Here is a 23,148-nt window from a genome sequence, read left to right as displayed (position 1 = left end):
CGCCGTCTACAGTTGTCCCGTGCGTTTCGGCGTACGTTCCCCGGTTGGTCTGCCGGCAGGGCCCGCCTGACTTTGAATCAGGACTAGCGACGTAGGTTCGACTCCTACCCGGGGAGCAGAATTCCCGCCTCGAACTGCAGCTCGGCAGATCGCGGCGGGCTTCGTCCTTCCGGATGGCACACGAGAGGCACACGGCTGAGCTCAACCAGCGTCGCCGTCAGTCGGCGATCGTTCGGGCGAGGCGGAAGCCCAGGTCGTCGAAGGCGGCCTGAGGGTTGGTCTTGCGACGGACGCCGGCCCGGCAGCTCCAGTGCGGGTCGCTCCAACCGCCCCCGCGGATGATGCGGTACGAGCCGTAGACCTCCGCGTCGTAGAGGTCCCAGCACCATTCCCATACCCCGCCCAAGGTGTCGAACAGCCCCCAGGCGTTGGGCACCTTCTTCGCAACCGGGTGCAGGGATCCCTGGGAGTTGTCCGAATACCAGGCGATCTCGTCCAGGTTCCCGTAGCGAGGCCCGCCCGAGCCAGCCCGGCAGGCGACCTGCCATTCCGCATCCGTGGGCAGCCGATACCCGTTCGCTTCTCGGTCCCACCTCACGCACCAGTCGTCGGGAGCCGGTTCGTCGTGCGGAGTCCAGGTGTCGTTGTCCCGGGCGGGCGGATCGACCGTCGTGATGGTGTAAGGCGGGGTGAGTCCGTCTCTCAGGGACATCTCGTTGCAGAAGGTGACCGCTTGCCGCCAGCTGACATCGACCCTCGGGAAGTCCGCCTGACGCGTCGCGGTCACCTTGTCGAACACCGCGTTCCACTGTCGTTCGGTGACGACAGTGGAAGCGATCTCGAACGGATCTACGTCGACCGTCCAGGTCCGCCCGGTCCGGCGGTCCACCATGGCCTCGGCGACAGGGTCCCCCTCAGGCAGTCGAACCATGTCAATCAGCACAGGCGCATTCTCCCGCATACGGCTGGGCCGGGTGTCAACGTACCGGGCTCTCCCGGGTCACGACATCGACACCTGAAGGCCGAACGGCTATTCCACCGCGTGAAGCGCGCTCGCACATTCCACGAGCGTCCAGTTCCCGCCACTGGCGATCATCCGCCAGCTCTTTTCATCCGTAGGAGCCCAGATCTGCGTAAGTTCACGGCCAGTCCCACCTGCGGAAGGCCCCCACATGATAAAGCGTCCAGCTGTCCTCGCGGTCACCCTGTTGACCCTGTCTGGCCTGGCAATGGTGCCCGGCGCACCACCATCCGCCGCGGCGGCCGAGCCGTCGCCCGCGGTCCCGACTGCGTTTCGCGCTGCCGCGCCGGTCGAGGTCACCCTGATCACCGGCGACCGCGTGTCGGTCGGTACGGCTTCCGGCCAGCGGGTCGTCACGGTGACCGACCCGCAGGGCGCACCGACGGGCTTTCGGATGCACGAGGACGGCGGCAAGCTCTTCGTCGTGCCGGACGATGCGGCCCCGCTGATCGCCGAGGGACGTCTCGATGAGCGGCTGTTCGACGTCGCCGGGCTGATCGCCGAGGGCTACGACGACGCGCGTACGACTTCGATCCCGTTCATCGCCACCTACCCGACCCGCGCCGCGGCCTCCGGGGCTCCGGTGCCGGACGGTGCTCGGCTCAGCCAACGCCTGCCGCGTCTGAAGATGGCGGCGATGCGCACCCCCAAGTCGGCGGCGGACAGCGTCTGGCAGGAGCTGACGAGCAAGAAGGCACGCTCCGCAGCACCCAGCAAGATCTGGCTCGACGCCAAGGTGAGGGCCACCGTCACCGAGAGCGTCGAGCAGGTGCGTGCACCCGAAGCATGGGACGCCGGCTTCACCGGTGACGGCGTGAAGGTGGCGGTGCTCGACACCGGTATCGACGCCAATCACCCGGACCTGTCCCAGCGGATCGTGGCAACCAAGGACTTCACCGGCAGCAGCAGCGGCAGCGCTGACCGGCACGGGCACGGCACCCACGCGGCGTCGTCCGTCGTCGGCGACGGGAGCGCCTCGGGCGGAGTGAACCGCGCGGGCGTCGCCCCGGACGCCTCCCTGCTCATCGGAAAGGTGCTCGGCGACACCGGCGGCGGCCCGACGTCGGGCGTGCTCGCCGGTATGCAGTGGGCGGTGGACAGCGGCGCAGACATCGTCAGCATGAGCCTCGGCGCGCTCGTCCCGGTCTGCGCCGACCCGCTGGCCGACGCCGTGGACCAGCTGTCCGCTTCGTCAGACGCGCTCTTCGTCATCGCCGCCGGCAACGACGGCCCGAGCGCCGGCACGGTAGGCAGCCCCGGCTGCGCTCCGTCCGCACTGACCGTGGCTGCCGACGACAGTGCGCTGAAGATCGCACCGTTCTCCAGTCGAGGCCCGGTCGAGGGCCGCGACGGGTCCTACCTCAAGCCGGACATGGCTGCTCCTGGAGTGGGGATCATCGGGGCCCGTGCCGCGGGCACCTCGCTGGGACGGCCCATCGACGACCACTACACGAGCCTGTCGGGCACCTCGATGGCCACCCCGCACGTCGCGGGTGCCGCCGCTGTCCTCGCCGAGCGGTCGCCGGAGCTGACCGGCGAGCAGTTGAAGGCTCGCCTGATGTCGACGGTGCGCCCCGACGCGCAGAATGCCCCGCTCGCCGAGGGCACCGGCTTCCTCGACGTGCACCAGGCGGTCTCCAGCACCATCTCCGGCCCCGGCTACATCGACGGGGAGGAGCTGACCTGGCCGCACGACCCGGCGAAGGTCATCGAGCGAGAGGTCACCTGGAGCAACTCAGGCGACACCCCGGTCACCCTGAACCTGCGGACCGAGACGTACGACGCGAGCGGCGCGCCCGCGCCCGCCGCGATGGCCACCGTGACCCAGCCGACCGTCACCGTCCCGGCCCACGGCACGGCCACCGTCGGCCTGCGCCTCTCGGTGGTCGAGCCGCTCCCCTCCGGTGGGTACGGCGAGATCACCGGCCGGATCACGGCGACCTCGGCGGACGGAGCCCAGCATGCGGTCACGACCTACGGGTTCTTCGCGCAGCCGAACACGGTCACCGTCACCTTCCGCGGCACCACCCGCGGCGATGCTCCGGCAGGCAGCCTCAGCTACGTGAACCTGATCTCGACCGACCGTGGTGAGTCGACCCGGGTGTATTTCCGGGACGGGACTGCCAAGGCGACGATCCCTGCCGGGAAGTACGACCTCGACGCCGGCATCTACGGGTTCGACAAGGGCGTCACCGATCGGAGCCTCTACCGCATGGTCCGCTCGCTGGGTGTCCTCTACCGTCCGGGGCTCGCTCTCGAGGAGAACACGGTGATCGACCTGGACGCCCGTGAGGCGCACCCGGTGGAGGTCAGCGCATCCCAGCCGATCGAGAGCCACACCTCGAGCGTGCGTTACCAGCGCACAGCCCGCGGGACGATGTTCTCGTCGACAGTGGTCACGGCAGCCAACGTCGTCGACCTGGCCATCTCCGACGTGCCGTCCGGCCAGTGGCAGGACGACACCCGCGTCGACCTCGTCACCCGGGCGTACGCGCCGCTGCTGTCGGTCAGCACCTCGGCCGGTACGCGCCTGGAGCCGCTCTACGCGAAGTACAGCCCAGTCACCACGGACGGGGTCGCCTATCTCCCCGACTCGGGTGAGGCTGAGGTGGTCGACGCCGGCTCCGGAACCCCGGAGGAGCTTGCCGCCGTCGACGTCGAGGGACGGTTCGTTCTCGTGAACCTCGGCAGCGACGACTCCCAGTCGACCACCAAGCTGCAGCAGGTGACCACCGACGCCCTCGCGCGGGACGCGGTCGGTGTGGTGGTCGCGCACGAGTTCGCGGGCCGCTGGAACTCGTTCGCCAAGGACGACGTACCCGTGCTGGCGATCACCACGGACGAGTACCGCGCGCTCCGGGACGAGGTGGCCGCCGGCAGCACGCAGCTCCGGTGGAGCGGGAAGCCGGCCAGCCCGTACGTCTACAACCTGCACGTGCCGTTCACCGACGGCATCCCGGCCGACCAGCACCACGAGCTGAAGGAGGACTCGCTCGCCCAGGTCGAGGAGACCTGGTCCAGTCAGCTGCGTGATCTCCAGTACGGCGACGGTCTCGCGCTCGCCCTGGAACGTGGCAGCCAGGCCGCTGCAGCTGCGGTCGTCCAGCCGGTGCTCACCCCCACGGAGCGGACCGCCTACTACAGCACCGGTGAGGCGGGCTGGGTTCACTGGGGCACGAGCAACATGGCCGCCGGTGGGGACACGATGGCGGGTGGCGTTGCCTACTACGAGTCGGCGCGTCGCGACACGGAGCAGTGGTATCGAGGGCCGATCCGGCCGCAGGCCGCGACCAACCTCGCCACCGGTGAGCTCGCGCCGCTGGTGCAACGGAACGGGGACGTCCTGGAGACAGTCATCCCGACCACGGGTGACGACGCGGGTCACGTCGCCTTCTCCGCCATGACCGACCAGTACGCCGCCACGCTGACGCGCGACGGGGAGCCCCTGGGCCGGAGCACCAACCCGATCAGCGCCTGGTCGGTCCCGGCCGGGTCGGGGCGATACGAGCTGACCGCGGATCAGCGCAGGCGTACGGACCTGCCGATCTTCCGGACCTGGTCGCTGTCGCCTCACCTCACCACCAAGTGGTCGTTCGACTCGGCCTCGACGGCGAAGAGAACCGCACTGCCGCTGCTCGTCCCCTCGTACGACCTCACGCTCGACCCGTACAACCGGGCGCAGCCGGCCGCTTCCTACCGCGTGGAGCTCAGCGCCCCGGCACAACCGGGATACGACGGGCGCGCGACCGGTATGACCGCACAGGTCTCGTACGACGACGGCGCCACCTGGCGAGACGTCGAGACCGAGCGTGCGGGCGACTCCTGGGTCGCGAAGGTCGACAACAGGCCGGCCCGCGGCGGGTTCGTCTCCCTGCGGGTCACGGCGACCAGCTCGGACGACTCGACGGTCGAGCAGACCCTCGTGCGGGCGTACGCCGTACGGTGATCGGTCAGATCCGGCTGGCGCGCGCGAGCTGCGCGCCCAGCTGGAATCTGTTCGAGACTCCGTGGTGGGTCATCAGCTGGGCGATGCGTCGCTGGACGGTCCGCTCGGAGCAGCCGAGAACCCGGCCGATCGCCGGGTCGGTCAGGCCGCTGGCGAGAAGTCGGACCAGCTCGTCCTCCTGCTGAAGCATCTGTTGCGCGGCCTGCCTCTCTCCAGCTGTGGGGAGGGGCAGGGCGCGTTCCCAGGTCATCTCGAACAGGTCCAAGAGCCCGTCCAACAGAGCGCAGGGGCCGATCAGGACTGCCGAGCCGATCGTTCCCGCGTCGCCCTGGAGCGGGACCATCGCCAGCCGGGCGTCCACGATCACCAGCTTCATGGGGAGCCGGTCGATGATCCTCGCCCGTTCCCCTGCACTGATTGCGTCGTGAGCAAGATCCTGCCGCCGTTCGTCACTCAAGGCGTCCTGTGTATAGACGGTCCGGTAGCGCACGCCGCGTCCCATCGCGGCGATCTGGGCCGGGTTGCCTGACGGAGGGGCCACGTAGGGAGGGCGGTCGAAGATGAGCACCTCGTCCACCGCGCCGGCCTGCACCTCCTCGAACGTCGCCCATCCGGCGTCCGCCTCGCCCACGGTGTGGATGAGCTCCTCGTGCCGCCGGTCACGACGACGGTAGCGGCGAAGCAGGTCGTCCGCGCTGTGCCGGGCACGGTCCAGCTGCGCTTCCCACTGCCGCAGCGCCGGGAACAGGCCGGCGTCCGGGGCGACGGCGCGAAGGCCACTCGATCCGTCAGCTTCGACCTCGACGAGGCCGAGGGCGACGAGTCGCGCGATCGTCTCGGGGGCCATGCCGTCCGCAGCGTCCGTAGGGTCGGCAAACAGGAGTCGTTCGTAGATGGCCCAGTCCTCGTCGTCGATCAATGCCCGGTCCTCCTCGTTCCGAAACGGCCCTCGTTCTCGGTCAGCCGTCCATCGCCGTTCCTCCTGTCGCGCTGATGCTGCGCTGCGGCTCAGACCCTACGAGGTGATCGGATGGCAAGGAGGGGAAACCGGCACCGTCATCACCGTCGGACGCTCGGTCTCTCCCCTGGCCGGGCCGGAAATGGCCATGCGCTGTTCACTTTCGGGTAAGGTCACCGGGCTTCCTGTGCATGCCCGCGTGTCGCGCTGCTGATTCCGGAGATGCGCGGGGAGGCATGGATACTGGCCTGTATCTGGGCCGTGGGGGAGCAGGGTGTAAAGTCGCCCAAACTACTCGACAAACACTTGGAGGAAGCGTGGGCATGGGACCGGTCATCGGTTACGTACCTGGCGTGTTCGATCTCTTCCACATCGGTCACCTCAACATGCTTCGCCAAGCGCGCGAGCGCTGCGACACGTTGATCGCGGGTGTGGTCTCCGACGAGGTCTGCGAGACGACGAAGGGGATCATCCCGACCGTCCCGCTCGTCGAGAGGCTCGAGATCGTCGAGGCGATCGGGATCGTGGACGCGGTCTACGCCGAGCGCACCACCGACAAGGTCGACTCCTGGCGCGAGGTCGGGTTCACCCACCTCTTCAAGGGTGACGACTGGAAGGGCACCGAGAAGGGCGACAACCTCGAGAAGAAGATGGCCTCCGTCGGTGTCGAGGTCGTCTACTTCCCCTACACCCTCCAGACCAGCAGCACCGCTCTGCGGAAGGCGATCGCGCGAGAAGGTGCCCAGGTCTCGTGACCGTCTCTGCCCCCACACCTGGCGGACAGTTCGAGATCTCCGACGAGGGGGTCCTCGTCCGGGACTCCTCCACGCAGGTGCTGATCCTCTCTGTCGACGGCCAGTACGTCTGGTCCCTCACCCCCGAGCGTGACGGCCAGCCGACCGCCGACGGCATTCTGGTGCCGTGGCCGAACGTCCTCACCCGGTTCCTGAACGGCTCCGCGACGATCACCATCGCCGATTACGAGGGCGAGCTGCTCTTCGAGGAGAAGGTCTCCCTCGGCACCCGTGAGGGCTCCATCTCGATCGTCGACGGCAGCGGCAACCCGCTCAGCGTCGACAAGGTCGGCCACCTGACCCGCTCGTTCGAAGCCACCGACGAAAGCATCCGCGCGGAGATCCTCGACGGCACCCAGCGTGTGCTCGCCGACCTCCGTGACGTGGTCGGCGTCGAGGCCTACCTCAACTACGGCGCGCTCCTCGGCGCGATCCGCGAGGGCCGGATGCTCGGCCACGACTCCGACACCGACGTCTGCTACCTCTCCAGGCACACCGTCCCCGCCGAGATCATCTCCGAGTCGTACGCGATCGAGCGCACCATGCGCGAGCGGGGCTGGAGCGTCCTGCGGATGTCCGGCGGCGACATCAAGGTCCTGCACGAGGTCTCCGACGGCCGCAAGGTGCACATCGACATCTTCGTGGCGTTCTACGTGCCCGACAAGGATGGCGAGCCGGTCTTCTACCAGCTCGGCAACCGCTCCGGCCGGCTGCGCCGCGAGGCGATCGTGCCGGTCTCGACGATCAACCTGCACGGCTACGACTTCCCGGCTCCGGCCGAGCCCGAGGAGATGCTGGCTTTCATCTACGGCCCGAAGTGGCGCACCCCGGACCCCTCGTTCAAGTACGCCGACCCGCCCGCCGGCGTCCGTCGTCTGGACGGCTGGCTGCGCGGCTTCCGCACCGACATGGGGCACTGGACCGAGTTCCACAGCACGCATGGAGGTGACCTCGAGGGCAAGCAGTCGTCCTTCGGTGAGTGGGTTCTCGAGCAGCTGCCCGAGGACGCCAAGGTGGTCGACATCGGCGCTGGTGCGGTCGGGCGCGACGCGCGCTACTTCGCGCGCGAGGGACATCAGGTGCAGGCCGTGGACTTCTCCCGCGCAGCCGTCGCGGCCGTTCGTCGCCGCGCCAACCGCAACAAGCTCTCGGTGGACGCCGACCAGCTCATCCTCGGCGAGCTCCGGCAGACGCTGACGCTCGGCGCTCGGCTGGCCCGCGACCCGCACCACATCTACGCCCGCGATCTGATCGGCTGCCTCGACAAGGCCGCACGAAGCCACCTCTGGACCCTGTCGAAGATGGCGCTGCGTCCGGGGGGCGGCAAGCTCTACCTCGAGTTCGCGGTGACCGGTGAGAACCTTCCCGAGCCGAAGCCCGAAGGCCTCGTCCGCCGCGTCGACCCCGCCCTCGTCCGGGCCGAGATCGAGGCAGCCGGCGGAGTGGTCGAGCACCTCGAGATCAACGACGGCCAGGACATGCTCGGCAACCCGCTGCCGGGCGTCGCCCGGCTGCGCGCCTCGTGGCCTTCCCCCAGACACCGTGCAGAAGGAAACTGACATGTCCGACGAATCCAGCATCAAGAACATCGCGCGCGGTGCGCGCGACGTCGCCCGTACGCGTGCCTCGCTGGTCCGCCGCATCGAGGCGCTCGAGGCCGAGGTGCAGGAGCAGCGCCAGCTCAACCGGCGCGTCGCCGAGCTGACCGACGTGGTCGCCGAGCTGCTCATCCCGCTGCAGGACGCCGACAAGGAGAAGGCGGAGAAGATCCTCGCGGAGTACCGCTCGCGGATCTGAGCCTGTGACCTTGCGAGGGACGAGCAAGGTCACAACGCGAAGAGATCGAGCGAGCGTGCGGCTGAGCTTGCGAAGCCGCAACTGCGGGTCGAGATCTACAGCTCGAGCGCTCGATCACCCCAACGCTTCCAAGGCCTGCCTGAGGTCGTCGATCCGCTGTCCGAGCCGACGGCGGGCGTCGCTCCCCGGGCCCATGTCGGCGCCGCTGTCCAGCTCGGCAGCTGCCTCCTCCACCCCCGTGAGCCGGGAACGGAGATCCTCGACGACGTCGACTTCGACGCGGCCCGGGAACGAGGCGGGCCGTCCGTCCAGGGACCGGCGCAGCAGGTCTGCTTGGGCGCTGAGCTTGCGGCTCGCATGCCATAGGTCCACGAAGACCTGCACCTTCGCGCGCAGCAGCCACGGGTCGAACGGCTTGGCGAGGAAGTCGGCGGCGCCGGTCGCGTAGCCGCGATAGGCGAGATGGGTGTCGAAGTCGTTGGCGGTCAGAAAGATGATCGGGACGTCCTTGGTGCGCTCCCGGGCCTTGATCCGGGTCGCCGTCTCGAAGCCGTCCATCCCCGGCATCTGTGCGTCCAGGAGGATCAGCGCGAACTCGTCGTGGAGCAGGGCACGCAGGGCGTCCTCCCCGGAACCCGCACGGACGAGGGTCTCGTTGAGCGAGCCGAGGATGGCCTCGAGCGCGACCAGGTTGGCCGGCCGATCGTCCACCAGCAGGATCCTCGCCCTCCCCTCCCGCTCACTCATGACAACCACGACCGGAACAACGAGAGCAGGTCGGTGACATCGACCGGCTTGGTGATGTACTCCGAGGCGCCGGCGGCGATGCTGTCTTCCCTGTCGCCGGTCATCGCCTTCGCGGTCAGGGCGATCATCGGCAGGCTCTTGAACTGCGGGTTGTCGCGGATGATCCGCATCGCGCTCAGGCCGTCCATGCCCGGCATCATGATGTCCATCAGGACGAGATCGACCCCCGGCTCCCGCTGCAGCGCCTCGATCCCGGCTTCGCCTGACTCTGCGTAGAGGACGTCGATGCCGTGCTGCTCGAGCGCGCTCGTGAGCGCGAAGACGTTGCGTACGTCGTCGTCGACGATCAGGATCCGCCGTCCCACGAACTGGCCGGCTGTGTCGGCCGGCTCGGTGACGTACGTCCGCGGAAGAGGCACTCCGGTGTGGCCCAGCACGACGCTCACCTCCTCGATCATCTCCTCGGTGGTCGCCGGGGTCTTGATGGTCATCGCCCGGGCGTACCTGTCCAACCTGCTCTTCTGGGCCTTGGTCATCTCGCCGACCCGGCTCAGCACCACCGGGACGTCCTGGGTGCGCTTGTGGGTGCGGACCCAGCGAAGGACGTCGAAGCCGCCCTCGGCCGGAGGCAGGTCCAGCACCACGCAGTCGACGTCACGCTCGGCCAGGACGGCCCGAGCGTCCTCGGGAGAGATCCCGACGAGGGTCTCGACCTCGTCGACCGCCCCGAACAGGGCCTCTACGACGGCGCTGGCGCCCGACTCGTCGCTGCCGCCGCTGACCACCAGCAGCAGCTGGTCGGCGTACGGCGCGGTGGTCTGCCGCTCGTCCGCTGCGGATGTCGTGGGCTGGGCATCGTTGGTGGTCTCCGAGCTCGTCCGGGGCACATAGAGAGTGAAGGAGCTGCCGCGTCCGGGCTCGCTCTCGACCTGGATCTCGCCGCCGATGAGGTGGGCGACCTCGCGGCTGATCGACAGCCCCAGGCCGGTGCCGCCGAACTTGCGGCTGATCGTGCCGTCGGCCTGCTGGAACGCCTCGAAGATGACCCGCAGCTTCTCGGGCGGGATGCCGATACCGGTGTCGACGACCGAGAAGGCCAGGACCGCGTCGGCCTGTTGCAGGCTGGGCATCGAGAACCGCTCGCCGGAGGCGTTGCGGATCAAGAGCCGGACGTCGCCGCTGTCGGTGAACTTGACCGCGTTGGAGAGCAGGTTTCGGAGCACCTGCTGCAGGCGGTGCTGGTCTGAGCTCAGCACGCGAGGTACGTCGGGGGCGACGCTGACGATGAAGTCGAGGTCCTTCTCCGCGGTCAGCGGCCGGAAGGTCGCCTCGACGTACTCGACCACCGAGGTCACGGCCACGTCGGCGACGTGGACGTCCATCTTCCCCGCCTCGACCTTGGACAGGTCGAGGATGTCGTTGATCAGCTGGAGGAGATCGGTGCCGGCGCCGTGGATCGTGCGGGAGTACTCCACCTGGCGGGAGTTGAGGTTGCCGTCGACGTTGTCGGAGAGCAGCCGGGCCAGGATGAGCAGCGAGTTGAGCGGCGTACGCAGCTCGTGCGACATGTTGGCCAGGAACTCCGACTTGTAGCGCGAGGAGAGCGCGAGCTGCTCGGCGCGCTCCTCCAGGCCACGCCGGGCCTCCTCGATCTCGAGGTTCTTGATCTCGATCGCCTGGTTCTGGTCGGCGAGCTGGCGGGCCTTCTCCTCGAGGGCAGCGTTGGTCTCCTGCAGCTCCACCTGCTGCCGTGCGCCCTCGTCCTGTCGATCCTGGAGCTCGGCGGCGAGACGCTGCGACTCGACCAGCAGCTCCTCGGTGCGCGAGCTGGCCATGATCGCGTTCAACGAGACCCCGATCGACTCGGCGAGCTGCTCGAGGAACTGCATGTGGACGGCGCTGAACGGCCGGAAGGAGGCGAGCTCGACGACACCGATCACCTTCTCCTCGAAGACGACCGGGAGCACCACGACCGAGGTCGGCGCGGCCGAACCGTGTCCGGAGGAGATCCGCAGGAAGCCCGCCGGGACGTCGCGCACGATGATCGGCTGGCGATCGTAGGCGGCCTGTCCGACCAGGCCCTCACCGACGGCGAAGACATCGGGGACGTCGGGGCTGGGCTGGTAGCCGTAGGAGGCGATCCGGCGAAGAACCTTGGGGCCGCCGTGCTCGGCGGTCTGGTCGGTGAGGAAGATCGAGCCCTGCTGGGCGCCGACGAGCGGGGTGAGCTCGGAGACGATCAGCCGGGCGACCTCGAGCAGGTCGCGCCCACCCTGCATGTGGCCGGTGAACCGGGCCAGGTTGGTCTTGAGCCAGTCCTGGTCCTCGTTGGCCTTCGTGGTCTCCCGCAGCGAGTCGATCATCTCGTTGAGGTTGTCCTTCAGGTCGGCGACCTCGCCGGCGGCGCCGACGGTGATCTGCCGGCTCAGGTCGCCCTGGGTCACCGCAGCAGACACCTCGGCGATCGCGCGGAGCTGCGTGGTCAGCGTCGAGGCGAGCTGGTTGACGTTCTCCGTCAGTCCGCGCCAGGTGCCGGAGACATCGGCGACCTCGGCCTGGCCACCGAGCTTGCCCTCGGTGCCGACCTCGCGGGCGACGCGGGTGACCTCGTCGGCGAAGGAGGAGAGCTGGTCGACCATGGTGTTGACCGTGGACTTGAGCTCCAGGATCTCGCCGCGGGCGTCGACGGTGATCTTCTGGGTCAGGTCGCCACGGGCGACGGCCGTGGTGACCTGGGCGATGTTGCGGACCTGGGACGTCAGGTTGGAGGCCATCGAGTTCACCGAGTCGGTGAGGTCCTTCCAGGTGCCGGCCACACCACGTACGTGGGCCTGACCACCTAGTGACCCCTCGGTGCCGACCTCGCGGGCGACCCGGGTGACCTCGTCGGCGAACGTACGCAGCGTGTCGACCATCGCGTTGAGGGTGCCGGCCAGGGCGGCGACCTCACCGCGCGCCTCGATGGAGATCTTCTGTGACAGGTCACCCTGCGAGACCGCCTTGGAGACCTGGGCGATGCTGCGGACCTGGTTGGTCAGGTTGGAGGCCATCGAGTTCACCGAGACGGTCAGGTCACGCCAGGTGCCGGCGACGCCGGGCACCTGGGCCTGGCCGCCGAGCGCGCCCTCGGTGCCGACCTCGCGGGCGACGCGGGTGACCTCGTCGGCGAACGACCCGAGCTGGTCGACCATGGTGTTGATGGTCGACTTGAGCTCGAGGATCTCGCCGCGGGCGTCGACGGTGATCTTCTGGGTGAGGTCGCCGCGGGCGACGGCGGTGGTGACCTGGGCGATGTTGCGGACCTGGGAGGTCAGGTTGGAGGCCATCGAGTTGACGGAGTCGGTGAGGTCCTTCCAGGTGCCGGAGACGTCGTGGACGTCGGCCTGGCCGCCGAGGCGGCCCTCGGTGCCGACCTCGCGGGCGACGCGGGTGACCTCGTCGGCGAAGGAGGAGAGCTGGTCGACCATGGTGTTGATGGTCGACTTGAGCTCGAGGATCTCGCCGCGGGCGTCGACGGTGATCTGCCGGCTCAGGTCGCCGCGGGCCACCGCTGTCGTCACCTGGGCGATGTTTCGGACCTGGGCGGTCAGCGTGCCTGCCATGAAGTTCACCGAGTCGGTCAGGTCGCGCCAGGTCCCGGAGACGCCGGGCACCGCCGCCTGGCCGCCGAGCTGACCCTCGCCACCGACCTCGCGAGCGACACGGGTGACCTCGTCGGCGAAGGCGGAGAGCTGGTCGACCATGGTGTTGACGGTGGTCTTGAGCTCGGCGAGCTCGCCGCGTACGTCGACGGTGATCTTCTGGGAGAGGTCGCCGCCGGCCACGGCGGTGGTGACCTGGGCGATGTTGCGGACCTGGTTGGTCAGGTTGGTCGCCATCGAGTTGACCGAGTCGGTGAGGTCCTTCCACCGGCCGCCGACGCCAGGCACCTCGGCCTGGCCGCCCAGCATGCCCTCGGTGCCGACCTCGCGGGCGACGCGGGTGACCTCGTCGGCGAATGCGGAGAGCTGGTCGACCATGGTGTTGACGGTGGTCTTGAGCTCGTAGAGCTCGCCGCGTACGTCGACGGTGATCTTCTGGGACAGGTCGCCGCCGGCCACCGCGGTGGTGACCTGGGCGATGTCGCGGACCTGGTTGGTCAGGTTGGAGGCCATCGAGTTCACCGAGTCGGTGAGGTCCTTCCACCGGCCGGCGACGCCGGGGACCTCGGCCTGGCCGCCGAGGCGGCCCTCGGTGCCGACCTCGCGGGCGACGCGGGTGACCTCGTCGGCGAAGGTCTGCAAGGTGGCGGTCATCGAGTTGAGCGTCTCGGCCAGCTCTGCGACCTCACCACGCGCGGTGACCGTGATCTGCTGCGACAGGTCACCGCGGGCGACGGCCTTGGCGACCGAGGAGATCCCGCGCACCTGGGAGGTCAGGTTGGAGGCCATCGTGTTGACCGAGTCGGTCAGGTCGCGCCAGGTGCCGGAGACGCCGCGCACGTCGGCCTGGCCGCCGAGGCGGCCCTCGGTGCCGACCTCGCGGGCGACACGGGTGACCTCGGCGGCGAACGAGGACAGCTGGCCGACCATCCGGTCGACGGTGTCCTTGAGCTGCGCCATCTCGCCGGAGACCTCGATGGTGACCGTGCGGGACAGGTCGCCGTTGGCGACCGCGGTGGTGACCTCGGCGATGTCTCGGACCTGCGCGGTCAGGCGGGAGGACATGGTGTTGACCGCGTCGACGAGGTCGCGCCAGGTGCCGGAGGCGTTCCGCACCCGGGCACGGCCACCGAGCTTGCCCTCGGTGCCGACCTCGCGGGTGACCCGGGCGATCTCCTCGGTGATCGTGGCGAGCTGGGCGACCAGGCCGTTCACGCTCTTGGCGACCAGCAGCGGGTCGCCCTTGAGGGCGCGGCTGCCGTGGCGTACCGCCATCGTCTGGGTGAGGTCGCCGGCGGAGACCGCGGCGACGACCCGGGCCACCTCGGCGGTCGGGCGGACCAGGTCGTCGACGAGCCCGTTGGCGTCCTCGACGGCGCCGGCCCACGAACCGCCCCCGATGCTCGGCCGGAGCCGCTCGTCGTGGTGGCCGTCGCGACCGGCGTCGCGACGCACGCGGGTGAGCTCGCCGCTCAGATGGCTCAGTCGCTCGGCGATCTCGTTGTGGAGGGAGGCGAGGTCACCGAGCGGTCCGTCGACAGGCTCGATACGTCCGGTGAAGATGCCGTCGCGCATGGCCGCCATCGCGTCCTTGACGCGGCGCAGCGCGATCGGGTCGACGGACACCTGCTCCGGGAGCGTGGTGCTGGTCGATGCATCCGCCGACGGGCCCGGCGATGAGGGCATCTCGCCTCCTCTCGCGCTGGATCGCGCGTCCGCTGCAGTGTCGCATCCGCCGGCTCGTCGTGGCTGACGAATCATCGTTCACCACCGATTCTGATGGTACGCGCGGATACCTTCGCCGGATCAGTGCCTTTCGCCGCCGAAGGGGTGCAGAATCGTCGGTGGCCATGAGCACTGGAGTCGAGACGCTCTCGCGCACGTTCGAACCGGCACCTACGTCGGTCTCCGAAGCGCGCCGTTTCGCGCGGACGGTGCTGGCCGAATGGGGGCTCGACGATCTCCTCGAAGACGCCGTGCTGCTCACCAGCGAGCTCGTGACCAACGCGGTGACCCATGCCGGCACACCGATGACGGTCTCGGTCGTCCGTGAGCGGGACCGGCTCCGCATCGACGTGCTCGACCTGCATCCCACCCGCGTGCTCCCGGTGGGTGCGAACGCCCATCCCGGCGCAGGCGAGCACGGTCGCGGGCTCCTCATCACCTCGGCGCTGTCGACTGCCTGGGGAGTGGAGTACCGCAGGGATCACAAGCGGGTGTGGGCGGCGTTCGCGCTGGTCGAGGAGACCCTCGACGCCGAGGCACCGACGGCCGGCGGTCCGGAGACCCAAGACGTACGCCGCCGCGCGGCCGCTGCTGCGTCTGCCGCCGGCCAGGATCCGCTGGGACTGGGCGGGTTGGCGCTCAACCAGCTCCCCCTCACCGACATGCTCGAGCTGGTCGTGGAGCAGACCCGGGAGCGGTTCGGTGCCGATGCGGCGTACCTGCTGCTGGAGGACGAGACCGAGGACCGGTTCGTGGTGGCCGCCGTGAGCGGGTCTGCTGCGCCGCTCCAGGGGCGGAGCGTACGTCGTGGCGACGCCGGCGCGCCGAGTCTCCAGGCATCGTTTCGACCGTTGTCGATCGGCGACCTCCGGGCGACCCCGGTCGAGCTGCTCCTGGGTCTCGAGCTGCGCTCGCTCGTGACCGCACCGGTGGCCTTCGACGGCCGGGTGATCGGGACGCTGGCGCTCGCGCGGGCCGAGCCTGGCGGCTTCACGACCGAGGACGGCGCCCAGCTGCAGCGGGTCGCGGACTGGGCGGCCGCGAGCGTCGACCGAGCCTCCACCCGAGCGGCCGACGGCGAGCGGCGAGCCTGGCTGTCGTTCCTGGGGGAGGCCAGCGTGATGCTGGCCGGGTCCCTGGACCTGGAGACCACGACGGCGATGACCGGACAGATCGTGGTGCCTCGACTGGCCACGTGGTGCGGCATCCATCTCAACGATGCCCGCGGTCGTCCTCGGCTCCAGTTCGCCTGGCACGCCGACGAGCAACAGCTCGATGCGTTGCAGGACGCCCTCGAGGAGTCGGCCCCGACGGGTCGAGAGACCCCTACCGAGCCAGACTTTCCCGGCGAGGTCGCGATCCTCCCGTTGGAGGCCCGCAACCGGATCATCGGCTGGCTGACCCTCGGGCGTCCCGCTGGTGAGCCGCTGCGTCGCGAGCGGCTGATGGTCGCGGAGTCGATCGCCCGTCGGGCGGCGCTGGCCATCGACAACGCCCGCGCCCACACCGAGCTCCACGAGATCGGCCAGTCGCTGCAGCGCAGCCTGCTGCCGGCGGTACTGCCGGAGATCCCCGGCGTCGACATCGGCGTGGGCTATGAGCCGACGGGGGAGTTCAACGACGCCGGCGGCGACTTCTACGACATCTTCGCGCTCGGCGCCGGGCGCTGGGGCTTCATGGTGGGTGACGTGTGCGGTGTCGGGCCGGAGGCGGCCACGGTCGCCGGGATGTCGCGCCACACCGTGCGGGCGCTGATCCGGGCAGGTATCCCGATCGCGCCGACCCTGGAGCGGCTCAACGCCGCGATCTGCGACGAGGGTCAGCGAGGTCGGTTCATCACGATGGTGTGCGGGACGATCGAAGTGACCGCGGCCTCCCGGTTCCGGTTGCGGCTCGTCTGCGCCGGTCATCCGCCGCCGTTCCTGGTCACCCGGGCACGGCCAGGCGTGCCGGCCGTGCGGGTCGGTCGGCCGCAGCCGCTGCTCGGTGTGCTCGACGCGGTCGACTACATCGAGGAGGAGGTGACCGTCGCACGCGGAGACCGGTTCGTCGTCGTCACCGACGGGGTCCTGGAGCGCCGGGCCGGGCAGACGATGTTCGAGGAGGGTGGGGTCGAGGCCGTCCTCGCCGCCGGCATCGGCGTCGGCGCGCAGGCCGTCGCTGACCGGCTGCTGAGCGCGGTCGCGGACTTCTCCACCGCACCGGCCGCCGACGACATGGCCGTCCTCGTGCTCGATCTGGGCACGGGCCTGCCCGGATAGGTGTCTGCTGGAGATGGTGGTCGCGCTCGTCCACGGTCAGGCGCAGGCTCCGAGCCGCCGCCGCCAGGTGCGCGCGTCCCCAGGCCCGCGTCGAGGTGGGGGATCGGCGCCCTAGACTGACACGACATGAGCGAGCTCACCGTGATCGTGCTGGCCGCCGGTGGCGGCACCCGGATGAAGTCCAAGACTCCCAAGATGCTCCACCAGATCGCGGGGCGGAGCCTCGTGGGCCACGTCCTGGCCGCGGTCTCGGAGGCCGGGGCCTCTCGGGTCGTCGCGGTCGTGGGGCATCAGCGGGAGCTGGTCGAGCCGCACATCGCCGAGATCCTGCCCGAGGCCGTGATCGCGGTCCAGAACGAGCAGCTCGGCACGGCCCACGCGGTGCGGATGGCGGTCGAGGCGGCATCGGTCTCCGCCGGGACGGTCGTGGTGACGTACGGCGACACGCCGCTGCTGCGCGGTGAGTCGCTGCGCGCGCTGGTGGCCGACCACGAGGCCGCCGGCCGGGCCGCGACGATCCTGAGCGGGATCGTCCCGGAGCCGTTCGGCTACGGCCGGATCCTGCGCGGAGACGGCGGGGTCGCCGGGATCATCGAGGAGAAGGACGCGACCGACGAGCAGCGCGCGATCACCGAGATCAACTCGGGGATCATCGCCTTCGACGGCGCCTTCCTGGCCGGGGTGCTTCCGCGGATCGGCAACGACAACGCCAAGAAGGAGTTCTACCTCACCGACGCGATCGCGCTCGCCGTCGCCGACGGGCTGGGCGTCGATGCGTACGTCCTCGACGACGTCAGCGAGGCCGAGGGCGCCAACGACCGCGCCCAGCTCGCCGCGCTCGGGAAGATCCTCAACGATCGGATCGTGACCCGGTGGATGAAGGACGGGGTGACGGTGATGGACCCGGCCACGACCTGGATCGACGCCGACGTCGAGCTCTCGCCCGACGTCACGATCCTGCCCGGCACCCAGCTGATCGGGGCCACCCGGATCGACGAGGACGCGGTGATCGGTCCCGACTGCACGCTGAAGGACACCGAGGTCGGCCACGGCGCCCGGGTGGTGCGTACGCAGGCCGAGCTCGCCGTCGTCGGGCCCGGTGCCAACGTCGGGCCGTTCTCCTACCTGCGCCCGGGCACGGTGCTCGGTGACGAGGGCAAGATCGGCGGCTTCGTCGAGGTCAAGAACTCGACCATCGGAGCCGGTGCCAAGGTGCCGCACCTGTCCTACGTCGGCGATGCGACGATCGGCGAGGGCTCCAACATCGGGGCCGGCACGATCTTCGCGAACTACGACGGGGTCAACAAGCACAAGACCCGGATCGGACGCCACGTGAAGTCGGGGTCAGGTGTGACGTTTGTCGCCCCGGTGGTCGTCGGTGACGGCGCTGCGACCGGTGGCGAGGCCCTTATCCGCGACGACGTGCCGCCCGGTGCGCTGGCCGTCTCCGCAGGTCAGCAGCGGATCATCGAGGGGTGGGCGCTGACGAAGAGGGCAGGCACGCCACAGGCGGCCGCGGCCGAGGAAGCGCTCGAGGCGGGCGTACCCATCATCGGTGAACCCTCGGCGACAGGCGAGTGACGTCGGGGGTTGGGCCCGGCGGGGTAGTTGATGGAGAATCCAAGGGCAGTGACCCCGGGGGTAGGAGCCAGCAGATGACCAAGCGCACCACCGAGAAGCAGATGATGCTCTTCAGCGGCCGGGCTCACCCGGTCCTCGCCGAGGAGGTCGCGGACCTTCTGGGAACGAAGCTGACGCCGACCTCGGCCTACGACTTCGCCAACTCCGAGATCTACGTACGCTACGAGGAGTCGGTGCGCGGTTCGGACGCGTTCGTCATCCAGTCGCACACGGCGCCGATCAACCAGTGGCTCATGGAGCACCTGATCATGGTCGACGCGCTCAAGCGCGCCTCGGCCAAGCGGATCACCGTCGTGATGCCGTTCTGGGGCTACTCCCGCCAGGACAAGAAGCACCGCGGCCGCGAGCCGATCTCGGCCCGTCTGGTCGCCGACATGTTCAAGACCGCGGGTGCGGACCGGATCATCTCCGTCGACCTCCACGCCGACCAGCTCCAGGGCTACTTCGACGGCCCCGTCGACCACCTGATGGCGCTGCCGCTGCTGACCGACTACATCAAGGACAAGTACGGCAACCAGCCGCTCGCCGTCGTCTCTCCCGACGCCGGCCGGATCAAGGTCGCCGAGCGCTGGGCCGCGCGGCTCGGTGGGGCGCCGCTGGCGTTCATCCACAAGACCCGCGACATCAACCGGCCCAACGAGACCGTCGCCAATCGCGTCGTGGGTGAGGTCAAGGACCGCATCTGCATCCTCACCGACGACATGATCGACACCGGTGGCACGATCGTGAAGGCCGCCGACGCACTCATGGCCGACGGTGCCGCCGGCGTGATCATCTGCGCCACCCACGCGATCCTCTCCGACCCTGCCGTCGACCGGCTGAAGAACTCCACCGCCCTCGAGGTCGTCATCACCAACACCCTCCCGGTGCCGGAGGAGAAGCAGTTCGACAAGCTCACCACGCTCTCCATCGCCCCCATGCTCGCCCGCGCGATCCGTGAGGTCTTCGAGGACGGCTCGGTGACCTCGATGTTCGACGGTCACGCCTGACCCTGCTTCGTTCGTGGCGGGCGACTTCGAGCTGACGACCGACGAGCTGCGGGTCGTCGCCCGCTACGTCGCGGAGTCCGCTGCCGAGGTGCTGCCTCTGTTCGAGGCGGCCTGCCCCGACGACCCTCGACCGCGGCTGGCGCTGGATGCGGCCTGGGAGTTCGTCGGTGGTGCGAAACGTACGAAGCTGCAGCGGGTCACCTCCTTGGATGCCCATCGCGCGGCCAAGGAGGCCCCTTCCGAGGCTGCTCGGCTGGCCGCCCGAAGTGCCGGCGACGCCGCCTCGGCCGCCTACCTCCATCCGCTGGCCGATGCCGCCCAGGTCGGGCACATCCTTCGCGCCGGGGCCAGTGTCGCTCGGATCGCGGAGATCGACGCCTCTGGGGATCCTGGGGCTGCTTCGCTCTCGTTGGACCGTGCTGTTGCTCGGGCGACGCCGGGGGTTGTCGGGGTTCTCTTGCGGTATCCCGCTGTTTCTTCTGGTGGGAATCGTGTCGCTACGCTCATGTGTGAGCTGGATGGGCGGTTGAGGGCGCTTCGCTGAGGTTGACCTCCCTGCCCCGCTGGTCGAGCCGCGGCCCCGCTGGTCGAGCCGCCGGAGCCGCTAGGCGGAGGCGTGTCGAGACCAACACGGCTCCCTGCCGGAACGTCCCACCCGAAGGCTGGCCTGGGCCGCCGACCCTTCTTCGAGGGTCTTCTCGGCGGACCCCGGAGTAAAGGACGGCCTTCGGCCGCCGGCTACGCCGGCCGCTTTCGCGGTCCTTGACTCCGGTGCCCGCCGAGAAATATTTGGCTGGCTATCGGGGCGGCGGCCCGGGTGTGGCGCAGCGCAAACATGCTTCGGGCGGGTGCTGTCGCGGGTTGGGAGGGTGGCCCTTCGGGCCACTTACCATCCACAGGTTTGAGGCCGTTCGCTCACCGCGAAAAAGGCGTTTGACCTGGGAGAATAGGTTCACAGAACGGTGATTGAAGAGTAGAATCAGACCCATCACGACACGCCTCTGAACATGCTCGGAGAGGAGGGGCGACGATGAGCCTGGACGGCAGCATCGACCACTGGGGCACCAACCCCGCTGACGCGATCGATGCTGAGCTGGCGGCCATCGAGTCCTCCCTCGACACCCTCCTGACCCGTGACCCTGCCTACTGGCGTACCAGTCAGAAGAAGACAGCGCTGGAACGGATCGAGCGACTCCAGGCCAAACAAGCGGCGTTGAAGCTGCGGATCCTGGCTGCTGCTGGGGATATCGCCGAGGAGACCGGTGCCAAGGATGTCTCCGGATGGATGCTGACCGAGCTGCTGGTCGACAAGAAGACCGGCCGCGCCGAGGTAAAGCTCGCGACCGCCGTAGGCAAGTACGAACTCGTCGCCGCCGGCATGGCTGCAGGCGTCATCTCCCAGGACAAGGCCTGGGTGATCACCACAGCCCTCGACCAGGTCGCCACCGACCCCGTGGCCACTACCGAGGACCTGGTCTTGGCGGAGAAGCTGCTGGTCGAGTCCGCCACCGAGCTGACCGCGAAGAAGCTAGCGACCGCCGGGAAACACATCCTGGCCACGGTCGACCCCGAACGTTTCGAGGCCGCCGAGGCCAAAGCACTCCAGCGCGAAGAAGAAGCCGCCCAACGGCGGACCTTCTTCCAGACGCGCACCAACGGGGACGGGACAGTGGACATCCACGCCCGAGTCTCGACCGCTGTCGGGATCAGGCTCCGCACGATGCTGGACTCGTTGGCCCAGCCCCGGAAGCTGTCTGCGGAGAACCGTGGCCGCAAGACCCCCTATGACCGGCTCCTGGGGCAGGCGTTCGCCCGGATCATCGAGACCTACGACGTCGACCAGCTCCCCCGCCATGGCGGTCACGCCACCACGGTGTTCGTCACGATGAGCGTCGAGGACCTCCGCAGGGATCTCGGTACCGCGGCTCTTGGGTTCGACGGTGAGCAGATCACCGCCACGGAGGCCCGTCGGATGGCGTGCAACGCCGACCTGATCCCCGTCGTGCTCGGCAGCGATTCGGAGATCCTCGACTTCGGCCGCAGCATCCGCCTGGCCCACCCCGTCCAACACCGAGCACTACGACTACGCGACAAGTGTTGTCAGGCCGAAGACTGCGACGCCCCAGCAGCCTGGACCGAAGCACATCATCTGAAACCATGGTCTCAAGGCGGCAGAACCGACATGGCGAACATGGTCCTGTTGTGTGCCAGTGATCATCGTCGGATTCATGACCCCGACTACACCTATGAGCGGCTACCGGATGGACGGATCCGGTTCGCCCGCCGCGTCTGACCGCACGCCCGGCTTGACCTTGTGAAACTTTCACAAGGTCGGACCCTCTGTCATAGCCAACAACCAAGCGACCTCTCCTACACCCAGGGAAGCACGCCTCCTTGTGAACGCTTCACAAGATGTCATCGTCTTGTGCAGTGCCCCGGATGGACCCGCTGGGCGGGGCACATCACCCCAGCCTCACTCCCGTACCCAACCCGAATATCGCTGCGCTATACCCCGCCGCCGACCCGATAACCAGCCAAATATTCACGCCGGGAACCGGCGAGAACACCATCCACAACGGGTCGGCGGCCCCAACCAAACGAAGAGACCTCAGCTCACAGTCTGCCCGGTGACAATCCCAGGATTCTCAGCCAGCCACACATCCATCTCGTCCTCACGCATCGCCTCCCAGAGCTGCCGACCCTTACGCTTGTCGAGATGGACGACGCTCTGCGCGCCTTCCTTGCCGAGCCCCGCCACGGGGGCGGTGAAGAAGGTCAGGTCCGAAGAGGGCATCCGGGCCAGGTCGAGCGCCAAACCACGGAGATCACCGCCCGAGAAGCCGGAGTCGACGGTCAGGTGGCGGGTGATGATGTCGAGGAGGTCGTAGGCCTTCTTGGGGTTCTTCGGGTCGACGCTCTGGCGCAGGCCGCGGAGGATGGAGCGGAGGACGTACTGCTGGCGCTTGACCCGGTCCAGGTCGCCGCCGGGGAGGCCGTAGCGCTGGCGTACGTAGAGAAGGGCCTCCTCGCCGCTGAGCAGATGGCTGCCCTTGGTCCAGGTGTGGTTCCGGGCCGAGTCGTGGACGGTCTCGGGGACGTAGACCTCGACGCCGCCGAGCAGGTCGCCGATCTCCTCGAAGCCGGCCCAGTCGACCCAGGCGACATGGTCGATGCGTACGCCGGTGAGCTTCTCGACGGTCTGCACGCTGAGCCGCGGCCCACCCTGGGAGAAGGCGGCGTTGACCTTGGCCTTGCCGTGGCCGGGGATCCGTACCCAGGAGTCCCGCGGGATCGAGACGACCGAGGCCGAGCGGCGGTCCGCGCTGAGATGGAGCAGCATCATCGTGTCCGCCCGCTGCTCACCGGGCGTCCATGACGCGGTGGCCTGGCTGCCGGTGGTGGCCTTGCCGCCGGTGCGGCCGTCGGTCCCCAGCAGCAGGATGTTCATGGCACCCGCAGCAGCGGCGGTGGCCGGCTCCGGACGATCCTCGAGCCCGGAGAAGACATCGACGGTCTGGACCTGTCGGTCGAGCCGGTGAGCTAGGTACCAACCCGAACCGGCGACGGCGCCGACCAGCACGACGAATGTGATCCCGACGCCGAGCCAGATGCGCGACTTCTTCATGGC

The 23,148-nt window shown here is 69.0% G+C and carries 14 protein-coding genes and 1 tRNA gene; 10 read left to right on the top strand and 5 right to left on the bottom strand.

The features are described 5' to 3' along the window. Positions 1 to 37 precede the first annotated feature (37 nt). Positions 38 to 116: transfer RNA gene (locus IEY84_RS08370), tRNA-Gln, on the top strand. Between the two features lie 101 nt (positions 117 to 217). Here IEY84_RS08370 and IEY84_RS08365 read toward each other — a convergent pair. Then, a complete protein-coding gene (locus IEY84_RS08365) occupies positions 218 to 931 on the bottom strand; it encodes a formylglycine-generating enzyme family protein (protein ID WP_229788447.1) in 714 nt (237 codons plus the stop codon). Positions 932 to 1,172: 241 nt separating this feature from the next. Between IEY84_RS08365 and IEY84_RS08360 the strand changes: the two genes are divergently transcribed. Continuing rightward, on the top strand, positions 1,173 to 4,967 hold the full coding sequence (locus IEY84_RS08360; RefSeq protein WP_183544214.1) for a S8 family serine peptidase: 3,795 nt from the start codon (positions 1,173 to 1,175) through the stop codon (positions 4,965 to 4,967). A gap of 4 nt (positions 4,968 to 4,971) precedes the next feature. Here the strand turns inward: IEY84_RS08360 and IEY84_RS08355 are convergent, their stop codons facing one another. Then, a complete protein-coding gene (locus IEY84_RS08355) occupies positions 4,972 to 5,886 on the bottom strand; it encodes a helix-turn-helix domain-containing protein (RefSeq protein ID WP_183544212.1) in 915 nt (304 codons plus the stop codon). Positions 5,887 to 6,248: 362 nt separating this feature from the next. Here IEY84_RS08355 and IEY84_RS08350 point away from each other — a divergent pair, with 362 nt between their 5' ends. Genes IEY84_RS08350 through IEY84_RS08340 form a run of 3 tightly spaced genes read left to right on the top strand, consistent with a single transcriptional unit; the run spans position 6,249 to position 8,516 of the window. Next, positions 6,249 to 6,680: an FAD synthase family protein gene (locus IEY84_RS08350; RefSeq protein ID WP_183544210.1), complete on the top strand. Its 432-nt coding sequence runs from the start codon at positions 6,249 to 6,251 to the stop codon at positions 6,678 to 6,680. Continuing rightward, entirely contained in the window at positions 6,677 to 8,278 is a 1,602-nt protein-coding gene (locus tag IEY84_RS08345; RefSeq protein WP_183544208.1) for a LicD family protein, read from the top strand. The genes IEY84_RS08350 and IEY84_RS08345 overlap by 4 nt, the downstream gene beginning before the upstream one ends. Before the next feature lies 1 nt (position 8,279). After that, the gene (locus tag IEY84_RS08340) at positions 8,280 to 8,516 is read left to right on the top strand and encodes a DUF6752 domain-containing protein (protein WP_183544206.1); all 237 of its coding nucleotides are present in this window, start codon (positions 8,280 to 8,282) and stop codon (positions 8,514 to 8,516) included. A gap of 114 nt (positions 8,517 to 8,630) precedes the next feature. Here IEY84_RS08340 and IEY84_RS08335 read toward each other — a convergent pair whose 3' ends face one another. Beyond that, entirely contained in the window at positions 8,631 to 9,227 is a 597-nt protein-coding gene (locus IEY84_RS08335; protein WP_229788446.1) for a response regulator, read from the bottom strand. Between the two features lie 32 nt (positions 9,228 to 9,259). After that, the gene (locus IEY84_RS08330) at positions 9,260 to 14,590 is read right to left on the bottom strand and encodes a HAMP domain-containing protein (RefSeq protein ID WP_183544202.1); all 5,331 of its coding nucleotides are present in this window, start codon (positions 14,588 to 14,590) and stop codon (positions 9,260 to 9,262) included. Between the two features lie 164 nt (positions 14,591 to 14,754). On the opposite strand from IEY84_RS08330, the gene IEY84_RS08325 reads away from it, so the two are divergent. From IEY84_RS08325 to IEY84_RS08305, 5 genes are all read left to right on the top strand, one after another. Further along, positions 14,755 to 16,890 (top strand): SpoIIE family protein phosphatase, encoded by a 2,136-nt coding sequence (locus IEY84_RS08325; protein ID WP_183544200.1) that lies wholly within the window; start codon positions 14,755 to 14,757, stop codon positions 16,888 to 16,890. A 126-nt stretch (positions 16,891 to 17,016) separates the two neighbouring features. Next, a complete protein-coding gene (gene glmU / locus IEY84_RS08320) occupies positions 17,017 to 18,471 on the top strand; it encodes a bifunctional UDP-N-acetylglucosamine diphosphorylase/glucosamine-1-phosphate N-acetyltransferase GlmU (RefSeq protein WP_183544198.1) in 1,455 nt (484 codons plus the stop codon). A 74-nt stretch (positions 18,472 to 18,545) separates the two neighbouring features. Then, a complete protein-coding gene (locus tag IEY84_RS08315) occupies positions 18,546 to 19,520 on the top strand; it encodes a ribose-phosphate diphosphokinase (RefSeq protein ID WP_183544196.1) in 975 nt (324 codons plus the stop codon). A 13-nt stretch (positions 19,521 to 19,533) separates the two neighbouring features. After that, positions 19,534 to 20,064: a putative immunity protein gene (locus IEY84_RS08310; RefSeq protein ID WP_183544194.1), complete on the top strand. Its 531-nt coding sequence runs from the start codon at positions 19,534 to 19,536 to the stop codon at positions 20,062 to 20,064. Positions 20,065 to 20,550: 486 nt separating this feature from the next. After that, entirely contained in the window at positions 20,551 to 21,813 is a 1,263-nt protein-coding gene (locus IEY84_RS08305; protein ID WP_183544192.1) for an HNH endonuclease signature motif containing protein, read from the top strand. A gap of 315 nt (positions 21,814 to 22,128) precedes the next feature. Here the strand turns inward: IEY84_RS08305 and IEY84_RS08300 are convergent, their stop codons facing one another. After that, positions 22,129 to 23,145 carry an LCP family protein gene (locus IEY84_RS08300; protein WP_183544190.1) on the bottom strand — a complete coding sequence of 339 codons (1,017 nt, stop codon included), beginning with the start codon at positions 23,143 to 23,145 and terminating at the stop codon, positions 22,129 to 22,131. Positions 23,146 to 23,148: the final 3 nt, after the last annotated feature.

The sequence above is a fragment of the Nocardioides albus genome, assembly GCF_014648255.1.
Classification (GTDB): domain Bacteria; phylum Actinomycetota; class Actinomycetes; order Propionibacteriales; family Nocardioidaceae; genus Nocardioides; species Nocardioides albus.
Note: the sequence above shows the minus strand (reverse complement) of the source record. Positions and strands in the feature narration are given on the sequence as shown.